The organism is Burkholderia sp. WTPI3 (assembly GCF_021483755.1).
Taxonomy (GTDB): domain Bacteria; phylum Pseudomonadota; class Gammaproteobacteria; order Burkholderiales; family Burkholderiaceae; genus Burkholderia.
Window position 1 is genome coordinate 1 of the sequence record NZ_JAGIXF010000042.1, and the last position, 12,920, is coordinate 12,920.

General features: G+C 68.5%; 12 protein-coding genes. 5 read left to right on the top strand and 7 right to left on the bottom strand.

The genetic code is table 11. From position 1 onward, the window contains the following. Nucleotides 1-183: 183 nt before the first annotated feature. Genes J7024_RS21820 through J7024_RS21850 form a run of 7 tightly spaced genes read right to left on the bottom strand, consistent with a single transcriptional unit; the run spans nt 184 to nt 6,999 of the window. The gene (locus tag J7024_RS21820; protein ID WP_124829903.1) at nt 184-1,230 is read right to left on the bottom strand and encodes an ABC transporter substrate-binding protein; all 1,047 of its coding nucleotides are present in this window, start codon (nt 1,228-1,230) and stop codon (nt 184-186) included. Beyond that, nucleotides 1,227-2,378, bottom strand: a complete 1,152-nt coding sequence (locus J7024_RS21825) for an NAD(P)/FAD-dependent oxidoreductase (RefSeq protein WP_124829904.1) — start codon at nt 2,376-2,378, stop codon at nt 1,227-1,229. The genes J7024_RS21820 and J7024_RS21825 overlap by 4 nt, the downstream gene beginning before the upstream one ends. Further along, nucleotides 2,371-3,804 (bottom strand): FAD/NAD(P)-dependent oxidoreductase, encoded by a 1,434-nt coding sequence (locus J7024_RS21830; protein WP_124829905.1) that lies wholly within the window; start codon nt 3,802-3,804, stop codon nt 2,371-2,373. The genes J7024_RS21825 and J7024_RS21830 overlap by 8 nt, the downstream gene beginning before the upstream one ends. Next, nucleotides 3,801-4,145 (bottom strand): (2Fe-2S)-binding protein, encoded by a 345-nt coding sequence (locus tag J7024_RS21835; RefSeq protein WP_124829906.1) that lies wholly within the window; start codon nt 4,143-4,145, stop codon nt 3,801-3,803. The genes J7024_RS21830 and J7024_RS21835 overlap by 4 nt, the downstream gene beginning before the upstream one ends. Nucleotides 4,146-4,147: 2 nt before the next feature. After that, nucleotides 4,148-4,942: an ABC transporter permease gene (locus J7024_RS21840; protein ID WP_124829907.1), complete on the bottom strand. Its 795-nt coding sequence runs from the start codon at nt 4,940-4,942 to the stop codon at nt 4,148-4,150. Next, nucleotides 4,939-5,916: an ABC transporter permease gene (locus tag J7024_RS21845; RefSeq protein WP_124829908.1), complete on the bottom strand. Its 978-nt coding sequence runs from the start codon at nt 5,914-5,916 to the stop codon at nt 4,939-4,941. The genes J7024_RS21840 and J7024_RS21845 overlap by 4 nt, the downstream gene beginning before the upstream one ends. After that, nucleotides 5,917-6,999: an ABC transporter ATP-binding protein gene (locus J7024_RS21850; protein ID WP_124829909.1), complete on the bottom strand. Its 1,083-nt coding sequence runs from the start codon at nt 6,997-6,999 to the stop codon at nt 5,917-5,919. A gap of 294 nt (nt 7,000-7,293) precedes the next feature. Between J7024_RS21850 and J7024_RS21855 the strand changes: the two genes are divergently transcribed. The 5 genes from J7024_RS21855 to J7024_RS21875 all read left to right on the top strand — a co-directional run bounded on the left by J7024_RS21855 (nt 7,294) and on the right by J7024_RS21875 (nt 12,917). After that, entirely contained in the window at nt 7,294-8,181 is an 888-nt protein-coding gene (locus J7024_RS21855; protein WP_124829911.1) for an IclR family transcriptional regulator, read from the top strand. Between the two features lie 317 nt (nt 8,182-8,498). Continuing rightward, the gene (locus J7024_RS21860) at nt 8,499-9,626 is read left to right on the top strand and encodes a porin (protein ID WP_124829912.1); all 1,128 of its coding nucleotides are present in this window, start codon (nt 8,499-8,501) and stop codon (nt 9,624-9,626) included. 39 nt (nt 9,627-9,665) lie between these two features. After that, nucleotides 9,666-9,878, top strand: a complete 213-nt coding sequence (locus J7024_RS21865) for a DUF3311 domain-containing protein (protein ID WP_175752015.1) — start codon at nt 9,666-9,668, stop codon at nt 9,876-9,878. Continuing rightward, nucleotides 9,875-11,353 (top strand): sodium:solute symporter family protein, encoded by a 1,479-nt coding sequence (locus J7024_RS21870; RefSeq protein WP_234745487.1) that lies wholly within the window; start codon nt 9,875-9,877, stop codon nt 11,351-11,353. The genes J7024_RS21865 and J7024_RS21870 overlap by 4 nt, the downstream gene beginning before the upstream one ends. A gap of 103 nt (nt 11,354-11,456) precedes the next feature. Beyond that, nucleotides 11,457-12,917, top strand: a complete 1,461-nt coding sequence (locus J7024_RS21875; RefSeq protein WP_124829915.1) for an amidohydrolase family protein — start codon at nt 11,457-11,459, stop codon at nt 12,915-12,917. Nucleotides 12,918-12,920: the final 3 nt, after the last annotated feature.

Genomic DNA, 12,920 nt, shown 5'->3' on the forward strand with positions numbered 1-12,920 from the left:
TGTGAATAGGAGCGGACTCTGAAGGGGGCGGGCGCGTGCCGTCTTTCGGATCCATGCGGCACTGCGGGCTAGTGTTGTCGGCCCTGCCGGCCCCGGTCAAATCCGCAGAAAAAGGGGGGTGTCATCACTCCGGCTGATGATGGTCGCGGCGCGCGCGGCCGTGCCCGCTCGCGCCGCACCGCGTCACCGCTCGATCTGCCGGTTCCAGCGCGTATCCCACTGCGCGCGGTGCGCATTGATCGCGGTCCAGTCGACCACCGTCACCTTGCGTACGAGATCGTCGACGTTGCCGAGGCTTTGCTGCATCGCGGCAGGCATCTTCGCGAGGCGGTTGGTCGGGATCTGCTTGCCGGCCTCGGCGGCCTTCGTCTGCGCGGGCGCGGACAGCAGGAACTGCGCGAGCTTTTGCGCCAGCTGCGGGTCCGGATTGTTCGCGACGACGCACAGGTCGACGAGCAGCAGCACCGGGCCTTCCTTCGGGTTCGCATACGCGACCGGGATGCCCTTGTCCTGCAGGTCGCCGACGCCGGTCGGCGTCAGCGGAAACAGGGCGGCCTCGCCGGTCTGCACCATCTCGGAAATCTTCGCCGAGTTCGGAATGTACTCGACGACGTTCGGCCCGACCGTGCTCGCCCACTTGCTGAAGCCGGGCTCGACGTTCTGTTCGTTGCCGCCGAGCAGCCGGTTGATCGCGAGGAACCCGTGCAGCCCGAACGTGCTGCTCGATGCCGACTGGAACACGACCTTGCCCTTGTATTTTGGATTGGCGAAATCCATCCACGACGTCGGCGGCGCCCAGCCTTTCTCCGCGAACAGCTTCTTGTTGTACGCGATGCCGGTCATTCCGAGCTGCACGCCCGCCCCGACGTCGTCCTTCATCCGCGCGAACGGGTACAGCTCCTTGAGCACCGGCGAATCGTCGAGCTTTTGGCACACGCCGAGACTGACCGCGCGCGCCATCACGCCGTCGTCGAGAAACGCGACGTGGATCTGCGGCTTGTTGCGGTTCGCGAGCAGCTTCGCGAGCACGTCCGACGACGTGCCGGGCACGACGACGACCTTCACGTCGTTCGCCTTCTCGAAGTCGGGCAGCACCTGGCTCGTGTAGGCCTTTTCCATCGGCCCGCCGTTCATGCCGACGTAGATCGTCTTCGTTTGCGCGAACGCGGGCGCGCCGGCGCCAGCGATGCAGAGGGCGGCAGCCGCCGCGATCGTTCCGAGCAGTTTCATCTTTGGGTCTCCTCTTGACGGAAGGGGGCGGTCGGCGCAGCTTGCGGCGCAAAGCGGCCGATCGAGAATGCATCGAGCGGGGTGGCGGTTTCGCCGGTCGTGACGAGATCGGCGAGCACGTCGCCGACGCCCGGCGCGAGCAGGAAGCCGCCGCCGGAAAAACCGAATGCATGCAGCAGGTTCGGCGTGGTCCGGCTCGCGCCGATGACCGGGTTGTGATCCGGCGTGCAGCCTTCGACGCCGCTCCACGTGCGGATCAGCAGCGCGTCGCGCAGCGCGGGCAGCAGCGCGCACGCGTCTCGCATCACCGCACGCGTCGTATCGACCGACGGCTGGCCGAACTCGCCGTCGCCGCGGCCGCGCCCGCCACCGATCACGCAGTTGCCGCGCGCGACCTGCCGCGCGTACACGCCGCCTCCGTACACGCCGAGGTTGTGCACGATGAATGGCGGCAGCGGTTCGGTCACCCACATGTTCGGGTAGATCGCCTCCATCGGCACGGCTTCGCCGAAGCGTTCGGCGATCGTGTTCGCCCATGCGCCGGCCGAGTTGATCAGCCAGGTCGCGGTGCAGGCGCGAGCGCCCGCCTGAACGTGAAAGCGCGTGCCGTCGTGGCGGACGTCGTCGACGGGGGTGTGTTCGAAGACCTCGGCGCCGGCCGCGCGGGCCGCGCGAGCGAACGCGGGCGACACGATGCGCGGGTTCGCGTGCCCGTCGCTCGCACACAGCGAGCCGCCGAGCGCGGCGGGGCCGAGCCACGGGTAGCGGCGGCGGAACGCGTCGCCGCGGATCACCTGCAACGGCAGGCCGTGCTCGCCGGCGAGCGTCGCGTATGCATCGAGCGCGTCGAGATCGGCATCGCTGCGGGCGAGCCGCAAATGACCCGACACGACGAATTCGCCGTCGATGCCGATCAGCTCGGGCAGGCGGTCCCAGATGCGCCGCGCACGCAGCGCGAGCGGCAACTGCTCGGCGGGGCGGCCCTGGCAGCGCACGCCGCCGTAATTCACGCCGCTCGCCTGCGCGCCGCAGTCGCGACGCTCGAACAACGCGACGCGCAGGCCGCGCCGCGTCAGCGCCAGCGCGGCCGATGCGCCGACGAGGCCGCCGCCGGCGATCGCGACGTCGTAATGGCGGATCTCACTCATCGCGCGCCTCGTCGGGAATCGCCGCGACATCGTCGCCCGCGAGCGCGGCGGAGATCGGGAAGGGCTTCACCGGCGGTTGCGCGCGCAACCGGCCCACGTCCGCGAGCGGGCGGCCCGTTTCGGCGGCCAGCACGAGCGCGGTCGCGTCGCCGCACATGCGGCCCTGGCAGCGGCCCATGCCGGCGCGTGTGAGCGCTTTCAGACGGTTGAGTTCGGTTGCTTCGCCGGCGCGGATGCAACGCCGCAGCGCGCCGGCGTCGATCTCTTCGCAGCGGCACACGATCGTGTCGTCCGGGCAGCGCGCGGCAAGCCCGGCCGGCGGCGCGAACGCCGCCTCGAGGCCCGCGCGGAACGCGCCGACCCGTGCGAGCGTGCGTTCCAGCGTGGCGGCGTCGGGTTTGCCGGCCGGCGCGGGCGCCGCGATGCCGGCATCGTCGAGCAGGGCGAGCGCCGCGCGTCGCCCGGACGCCTCCGCGGCATCGGCCCCGGCGATGCCGGCACCGTCGCCAGCGACGTAGACGCCGCGCACCGACGTGCGGCCGGCCGCGTCTCGTTCGGGCAACCATGCGCGGTTGAGCGGATCGAAGCTGAACCGGCAGCCGGCGAGATCTGCCAGCTGCGTTTCCGAGCGCAGTCCGAAGCCGAGCCCGAGCGCGTCGCATTCGATCATGCGCGGGGCCGCATCGCCGTCGGCCGTCCGCCACGCGAGCCCCGTCACGTGCCGCTCGCCGAGTACGCGTTCGAGCACGACGCCGGTTTCGATCGCGACGCCGTGCGCGCGCAGCCAGCCGATGTAGTAGAGCCCCTTCGCGAACGTCGACGGCATGCGCAGTAGCGCGGGTGCGGCGGCGGCCTGCTGGCGCAGCGGGCTCGTGTCGAGCACGGCCGCGACCTGCGCGCCGGCCTTGGCGTACTGATACGCGACGAGATACAGCAGCGGCCCGGTGCCCGCGAATACGATGCGCCGGCCGATTGCGCAGCCCTGCGCCTTCAATGCGACTTGCGCGCCGCCGAGCGTGTAGACGCCCGCGAGCGTCCATCCCGGCACCGGCAGCATGCGGTCGGTCGCGCCGCTCGCGACGATCAGGTGCGAGAACGGGACGGTTGTTTCGCGGCCGTCCTGCAGCGTGTCGACACGGCCCGCGCCGCATGCCCACGCGAGCGTGTTCGGCCGGTAGTCGACGTGCGGCAGCAGCGCGGCCATCGCCCGATGCACGGCGTCGGCCTTCGCCGCCTCGAAGCCGTACAGCGCGCGCTTGCCGCGCACGAACGCGCTGCCGGCGGGGGGCTGCCGGTAGATCTGGCCGCCCCAGCGTGCGTTTTCGTCGATCACGACGGGGCGCAGCCCCGCGTCGACGAGCGCTTCGGCCGCGCGCACGCCGGCCGGTCCCGCGCCGACGATCACCGGTTGCGCCGCGCCGCTCATGATGCGTCTCCGGTGACGGCGCACGGTGCGCCGGTGAGGATGCGCATGCCGTCGGCGATCGGCGTCGAGCATGCACGGACGCGGGCGCCGACTTCGGTGCGCACCCAGCAGTCCTGGCACGCGCCGATCAGGCAGAAGCCGGCGCGCGGCTGACCGCTGAATTCGCTGGCGCGCACGCGGCGTTGCGCGACGAGGATCGCGGTGAGCACGGTATCGCCGGCGAGCGCCTGCGCGGGACGCCCGTCGAGCACGAATGCGACGGCGGCGCGCTCGCGTTCGGCGACGCGCACGAATTGCGCGCCGTCGTCCACGGTATCGGTTGGGCGGGAAACGGAAGTCATCGTCAATGTTGGCCGATCAGGATGCGGTTCAGGCCGTACACGCGATCGAGCAGCAGCATCGCGCCGGCGGTGATGAAGATGACGAGCGCCGATACCGACGCCATCATCGGATCGATCGATTCGGTCGCGTACATGTACATGCGCACCGGCAGCGTGACCGTCTGCGGCGACGTGACGAAGATCGACATCGTCAGTTCGTCGAAGCTGTTGATGAACGCGAGCAGCCACCCGCCCGTGATGCCGGGCACGATCATCGGCAGCGTGATGCGGCGGAACGTCGTCCACGGGTCGGCGCCGAGCGAGCACGCGGCCTGCTCGACGCTGCGGTCGAGGCCGGCGACCGACGCGAGCACGAGCCGCATCACGAACGGTGTGATGACGACCATGTGCGCGGCCACCAGCCACGCGAACGAGCCGGTTGCGCCGATCAGCGCGAAGAAGCGCAGCAGTGCGATGCCGAGCACGAGGCCCGGGATCACGAGCGGCGACAGCAGCAGGCCGTTCAGGAACGCACGGCCGGGAAACGCCGCACGGCCGATCGCGAGGCCGGCGGGCAGCGCGATCGCGAGCGACAGCGTCGCCGACGCGAGCGCGAGCTTCACGCTGTTGAAGAACGCGGTGACGAAGTCGGGATAGTCGAGGATCGCGCGGAACCAGCGCAGCGACAGTCCGTGCGTCGGCAGCGTCAGCGTTTCGTCGGGCGTGAACGCGACGAGCACGACGATCACGAGCGGCGCGAGCACGAACAGGATCACGAGCGTGTGGAACGCGAGGGCGAAGGGGCCGTTCTTTCTCATCGGGAAGCGCCTCCGAGGCTGCGCGCGTAGCGGCGTTCAAGCACGCGGTAGTAGGTGAGCATGACGATCAGGTTCGCAACCAGCAGCAGCACCGCGATCGTCGCGCCGAGCGGCCAGTTCAACGAGCCGAGGAATTCGTCGTAGACGGCGGTTGCCGCGACCTTCAGGCGGCGTCCGCCGAGCAGGCCGGGAATCGCGAACGCGCTCGCCGACAGCCCGAACACCATCAGGCTGCCCGACAGCACGCCCGGCATCAGCTGCGGCACCACGATGCGGCGCAGCGTCGTGAACGGCGATGCGCCGAGCGACAGGGCCGCGTGCTCCGTTTGCGGATCGAGCCGCTGCAGCGCCGTCCATACGGGGATCACCATGAACGGCAGCATCACGTGCACGAGTGCGATCACGATCGCGAAAGTCGTGTATTCGAGCTTGTACGGGCCGAGGCCGACGAGCCCAAGCGCCTGGTTCACGAGTCCGCCCGTGTTCAGCAGCATGCTCCAGCCGAACGCGCGGACGACGACCGACACGAGCAGCGGCGCGAGAATCGCGAGCAGGAACAGCGAGCGCCACGGGTCGCGCATTTTCGACAGCACGTACGCTTCGGGCGTGCCGATCGCGACGCAGATCGCGGTGGTCAGCGCGGCGATGCCGAACGTGCGTGCGAAGATCGTGTGGAAGTACGACGAGCCGAGCACTTCCGCGTAGTTGCCGAACTGGAGCGCGGCGATCGGGCCGGTGGCCGGGTCGAAGCGATAGAACGTGAGCGCGAAGGTCATCGCGAGCGGCACGAGCACGAGCGCGGCGAACAGTGCGAAGGCGGGCGCGCACATCAGCCACAGCGGCGCATGTGCGCGCCACGTCGCGTTCGGCGCGCGGCGGCCCGCGGCGCGCGCCGGTGCGGCATCGGCCGCGGCCGGCTGCGCCAGGCTGCCCGGTGCGCCGTCGGTCGGAAGCGGGCTGGGAGGCGGTCGCATTCAGGCCTCCCGGCGCATCACGCGCACTGCGTCGCTGTGCCAGTCGACGCCGACCGGCATGCCTTCATCGAGCGGCTCCGCGCCTTCGTTCTGGCAGCACACGAGCACTTCGCCGAGCGGGCTGTCGACGCGATACAGCCACTGGCTGCCGAGGAAGAAGCGGCTCGAGACCGTCGCGGCGAAGCGGCCGGCGCCGGGGGCGCACAGCCGCAGCTTCTCGGGGCGGATGCACACCGACACGGCGTCGCCGACGCGCATGTCGCGCTCGTGCGCCGGCAGGTGCGCGGCGCGTCCCGTCTCGGCGAGATCATGGCCGAGGTCGATGCGGATCGTGTCGCCGTCGTGCGCGACGATCGTGCCGGGCAGCAGGTTCGCCTTGCCGATGAACTGCGACACGAAGCGGTTCCCGGGGCGTTCGTACGCGCGGTACGGCGTGTCGGTCTGCGTGATGCGGCCGGCTTCCATCACGACCACGCGGTCGCTGATCGACAGCGCCTCCGATTGATCGTGCGTGACCATGATTGTCGTCGTGCCGATCTTGCGCTGGATCGCGCGCAGTTCGAACTGCATCTCCTCGCGCAGCTTCGCATCGAGATTCGACATCGGCTCGTCGAGCAGCAACACCGGCGGCTCGATCACGACGGCGCGCGCAATGGCGACGCGCTGCCGCTGGCCGCCGGACAGCTCGCGCGGAAAGCGGTGCGCGAGCGCATCGAGGCGCACGAGCGACAGCGCCGCGCGGATGCGTTCCGCGCGTTCCGCCTTGTCGACGCCGCGCATGTCCAGGCCGAAGCCGACGTTCTCGGCGACGCTCATGTGCGGAAACAGCGCATAGCTCTGGAACACGATCCCGAGCCCTCGGCGGTTCGGCTTCATGTGCGTGATGTCCTGCCCGTCGAGCGCGATGCGGCCGCGCGTGACCTCGACGAAGCCGGCGATCATCTGCAGCGTCGTGGTTTTGCCGCAGCCCGACGGACCGAGCAGCGAGACGAATTCGCCTTGTTCGACCGACAGGTTGACGTCGGCGACGGCGGTGAGCCCGCCGAACGATTTCGTCAGATCCGTAAGCGTGAGAAACGACATGGGGAACTCCGGGTTCGCACACCGGATCGCCGGTGTGTCATTGGTGCGGACTCTAGCCAGCCATATTTCGGAGCGTCAATTTCGAATTCTGATCATCGGGATGAATTTTCAGAAAATTCCGATGAATGGAATTTATTGTCGGGACGCGTGGAAATCGTTCCGTTGGATGAGGGCCACCGAGGTTGCGAATTGCGCCCGTCAATCCCGTGGACACCCGGATGCCCGGCAGGCGCCGACGCGAGGACAATGGCGACTACCATATTCCGTTCAATGAAATCAGCGAGGAGCGCCAGCATGCAAGAATCCCGTTCGCGCGGAACGTCGCCGGCCGCGCACGCGCCGCACCCGGACGAGGACGCGGCCGAGACCGCCGGTGCGCCGGGCGCCGGCATGCTGCAGCGGGCGTTCGCGATCCTGCGCGCGCTGGCCGGCATGCAGCAGGACGGCGTGCGGGTCACGCATCTCGCGAAGGCCGTCGGCCTCACGCAGGGCACCGCGCACCGGATCCTGCAGTCGCTGATCGCGGAAGGGATGGTCGAGCAGGACGAGCAGTCGAAGCTGTACCGGCTGAGCGTCGACTTCTTCGCGCTGGCCGCGCTGGCGGGCAATCCGAGCAGCATGCGCACGCTGTGCCGCCCCGCGCTGCTGCGGCTGTGCGCGAGCCTTGGCGAGACGATCTTCCTGCTCGTCAAAAGCGGCTTCGACGCCGTGTGCCTCGACCTGTGCGAAGGGCCGTTCCCGATCAGGTCGTTTACCGGCGACATCGGCGGGCGCATTGCGCTGGGGGTCGGGCAGGGCAGCCTCGCGATCCTCGCGTTCCTGCCGGAAGCCGAGCGCGAGGAAGTGATCCGCTTCAACGTGCCGCGCATTCGCGGCTACGGCGTGCTCGACGAGGTGTACCTGCGCACCGAGATCGAACGCGTGCGGCAACTCGGCTACGCGGGCCGCAACAGCGGCGTGCTCGACGGAATGGCGGGCGTCGCGGTGCCGATCCTCGATCGCACCGGCTATCCGGTCGGCGCGTTGAGCGTCGGCACGCTGGCGTCGCGCCTCGGCGACGACCGGATGCCGATGGTCGTCGAACTGCTCAGGCGGCAGGCCGATGCGATCGGCCCGCGCACGAATCCGTTCGACGCCGCGCTGCGGCGCCCGATGCACGGTCTATCCGGGAAAACCGCATAGCCGTCGCGCGCATCGCCGCGCATTGCCAGTTCGTCAGCTTGCTTACGCGCGCCATTCACGTCGAAGCAAACGCGCCCCGTCCAGCCGGCCTGCCACCTTTCGTTTTTCTTGCGGTGCGCACTTGCCGCACTCGTCCCTCCGTCACGAATCTCCCATTCGATTTTCAACTGTCGACCAGTTGAACATTTCATTTCTTGATGCGGTTGTGGCTGGATAACATCCAGCGACTGTCTATACAAGCTGACCGGCGCGTATGAACAGGATCCACAAAACACAACACAACATCGACAGACAGGTTTGGAGAGGAGGTGACGGAGATGGTGCGAATGATGGGCAGGGACACGGGCGTCGCGTGCATGAGCGCGGCCATCGCGATGCTGTTGGCAGGCGCCGCGCATGCGCAGTCGTCGGTGACGCTGTACGGGATCGTCGACGCGGGCGTGACCTACACGAACAACGCGCAAGGCCACGCGCTGTGGCAGTTCACGGGCGGCAACGAATCGGGCCCGCGCTGGGGCCTGCTCGGTACCGAGGATCTCGGCGGCGGCCTGCAGGCGAACTTCCGGCTCGAGAACGGCTTCAACGTCGCGAACGGCGCGCTCGGCCAGGGCGGCCGGATGTTCGGCCGTTCCGCCTGGGTCGGCCTTAGCGGCGCGAACTGGGGCGCGGTGACGCTCGGCCGCCAGTACAACTCGACGCAGGACATCCTCGGCTCGCTGCAGATGAGCAGCTTCCTCGCGCAGTACTCGACGCACCCGTTCGACAACGACGACATCAACAACACGTTCCGCACCAACAACGCGGTCAAGTACGTGTCGCCGACGATCGCCGGCCTGCAGGCGAACCTGATGTACGGGTTCTCGAACTCGACGGGCTTCGCGAACGACAACAGCTGGAGCGCGGGCGTGACGTATGCGAACGGGCCGCTGAATGCGGGCGCCGCGTATGCGCGGATGAATCACCCGGCGGCGAGCGCTGCGGGTGCCGTTGCATCGGACAACTACTTTCCCGCCTCGGCGTCGGTGTTCGGCGCCGGCCTGTCGAGCGCGGTGCGCCAGCAGATCTGGGGCGCGGGCGGCAGCTACGCGATCGGGCCGGCGACGCTCGGGCTGCTGTACACGGGCTCGAACTTCGGCCAGGCGACGGGTGGCGCGCTGCGCTTCAACAACTATGAAGGCAGCCTGCGCTACATGATCACGCCCGCGCTGATGGCCGCGGCCGGCTACACGTACACGCAGGTCGCGCGCGGCGACGACGGCGGCCACTATCAGCAGGTGTCGGCCGGCGTGCAATACCTGCTGTCCAAGCGCACCGACGTGTACGTGAACGGCTTCTACCAGAAGGCGTCGTCGGGTGTCGGCAGCGCGTGGATCGACGGCACCGACAGCCCGTCGTCGACGACGTCGCAAGTGGCGGTGGTGGTCGGCATTCGCCAGAAGTTCTGATGTTCCGACGCGTTCGCGCGTCTTCCGGAGGAGACACACATGAAACTCAAACTGTTGCTGGCGGCGTTGCCGTTCGCCGGGATGTATGCGGGCGGCTCGATTGCCGAGGTGCGGCCGCTGCTGTTCGGGCTGCCGTTCCTGCTCGTCTGGAACCTGGCCTGGATGGCGGCGACCGCCGCGATCCTCGCGATCCTGTTCCACCTCGACGAGCGCGACACGGCGCGTGACGGCCGCACGGGAGACTCGCAATGAACGCATCGATCGTCATCATCGCGGCGTTCGCCGTGTTCGCGCTCGCGATCGGCGTGATGGCGCGGCGCGGCCGCAAGCTCACGCTCGAGCAATGGGCGGTCGGCGGACGCGGCTTCGGCTCGCTGCTCACGTTCCTGCTGATGGCCGGTGAGGCGTTCTCGACGTTCTCGTTCCTCGGCGCGAGCGGCTGGACTTACAGCAAGGGCGTGCCCGCGTTCTACATCCTGTCGTACGGCTGCCTCGCGTTCGTGATCGGCTACTGGATGCTGCCGGCGATCTGGCGCTACGCGAAGGCGCGCGGGCTCGTGTCGTTCGCCGACTACTTCGCGGCGAAGTACGACAGCCGCGCGATCGGCGTGCTGGTGTCGATCGTCGCGGTGTTCGCGATGGTGTCGCTGCTGATGATCCAGCTGCGCGGCCTCGGCGTGATCGTGTCGGAGATGTCGTACGGGCTGATTCCGCAAGCGGCCGCGATCTGGATCGCGGCGACGCTGATGGCGGTCTACATGGTCGTGTCGGGCATCCACGGCTCGGCGAGCATCGCGATTTTCAAGGACGTGCTGATCCTCGCGATCGCGATCTTTCTCGGCCTGTACCTGCCGATGCATTACTACGGCGGCCTCGGCGAGATGTTCGCGAAGATCGACGCCGCGCATCCGGAGCTGCTGCGCATGCCGGAGCACGGCTTCAACCTGAACTGGTACAACTCGACGATCCTGCTCACGTCGCTCGGCTACTACCTGTATCCGCACGGCTTCACCGCGATCTACGTCGCGAAGGACGAACGCGCGCTGCGCCGCAACGTGATCCTGATGCCGCTGTACCAGGTGCTGATCGCGTTCCTGTTCCTCGTCGGCTTCGCGGCCGTGATGACGGTGCACGGGCTCGAAGGCGCGCAGACCGATCTCGCGCTGCTGCGTCTCGTGAAGCAGACGTTCCCCGCCTGGTTCGTCGGCATCGTCGGCGGCACGGGCCTGCTGACCGCGCTGGTGCCGGGCTCGCTGATCATGCTGAACGCATCGACGACGATCGCACGCAACATCTACCGCGAAGGCTTCGCGCCGCATGCGACCGACCGCGAGGTGACGCGCGTCGCGCGGATCGCACTGCCGATCTTCACGCTGGTGGTCGTGTACTTCGTGCTGCGTGGCGGAGCGACTTTCGTCACGCTCGCGATCTTCTCGTCGAGCCTGCTGACGCAGCTCGTGCCGATGCTCGCGTCGAGCTTCCTGAAGCGGCCGTTCGGCACGCGCGAAGGCGCGTTCGCGGGGATCGTCGCCGGCGCGATCGTGATCGCGATGACCAACTACTATGGCGTGACGCTCGCGTCGCTGTTCCCGGGCGCATCGAGCACGATCACGTCGATCAACCCCGGGCTCGTCGCGCTCGCCGTGAACGCGGTGGTATTCATCGCGATCAGCGCGGCGCAGCGCAAGCTGAAGGCGCGGATCGCCGCGCCGGCCCGCTCTGCGTAACAACCCGTGCGGCGTGCAGTCGCCAGGCCGCCGGGCTGCCGCACGGCGGTTTTTCCATGCGGCGGCACCCGCATCATTTCGAATCAGGACAGGACATCCAGCGATGACTACCGAGGACAAACGCGAAGCAATCGACACCCTGATCGCACACGGCTGCGTGATCACGATGGACCCGCAGCGGCGCGTGATCGAGAACGGCGCGGTGGCCGTCAACGGCGATCGCATCGTCGCCGTCGGCGACACCGCCGAATTGCAGGCACGCTACCGTGCCGCGCGCACGATCGATGCACGCCGCAAGGCCGTGCTGCCGGGCCTGATCGATTCCCACGCGCACGCGGGCCACGCGATGCTGCGCACGATCGGCGGCGCGGACGGCGATGCCTGGTCGGCCGCGGCCGAAACGATCTATACGCGCGCATCGGACGAAGCGTTCTGGGAAACCGAATCGCATCTCGCGGCGCTCGAACGGCTGAAGGCCGGCGTGACGACAGGCGTGTCGCTGCTCGGCGGCGGCAATTCGATCATGCGCGTCGACGATCCCGTCTACGCGCGACGCCATTGCGATGCGGTGGTGCGCACCGGCACGCGTTCGATCGTCGCGGTCGGCCCGTCGCGGCCGCCCGCACCGCGTGCGTACACGCGCCATGCGCCGGACGGCAGCGACACGCGCGACATCGATTTCGACACGATGTACGGCGTATGCGAAGACATCGTCGACGCGTGCCACGGCGATGCGGACGGCCGGATCCGGATCGCGCTGACGCTGCCCGTGTACGCGTCCGAGCACGACCCGGAGCTTGCGCAATACGAACGCGATTTCCGCGACCAGGCGGCCCGCTACGGCGCGCTGGCGCGCGAGCGCGGCCTGACCTTCACGCAGGATGGCCACCGCGCCGGCACGCTCGCGTTCGCGCATCGCGAGCTGGGGTTGCTCGGCCCGACGTCGTTCATGTCGCACAGCATCGACCTGACCGACGACGACATCGCCGCGTGCGTCGAAACCGGCACCGCGATCATCCACAACCCGAGCGCGATCATGTCGATCATCGGGCGCTGCCCGGTGCCCGAGCTGATCGATGCGGGCGTGACGGTGGCGATCGCGTCGGACGGCGCGGCACCCGATCGCGGCTACGACATGTTCCGTCACATGTGGCAGTGCATGCATTACCACCGCCGTCACTTCCGCGATCCGGACGTGCTGCCGCACGGCAAGGTGCTGGAGATGGTGACGATCGACGCGGCGAAGGCGCTGTCGCTCGATCGCGAGATCGGCTCGCTCGAAGTCGGCAAGCTCGCGGACGTCATTCTCGTCGACCTGTTCCGCCCGCACATGATGCCGATGAACATGCCCGTGTATCGCGTGACGTGTTTTGCGAACGCCGCCGACGTGTGCATGACGATGGTCGGCGGCCGGGTGCTGATGGAGGATCGACGCGTGTTGTCGGTCGACGAAGGGGAGATTCTCGAGCGCGTGAGCGAAGTGGCCGATCTGATGATCGAGCGCAGCGGGTTGCGTCATCTGCTCGACGAGCCGAAGACGCTGTGGGGGCGCAGTCGCTACTGAGCG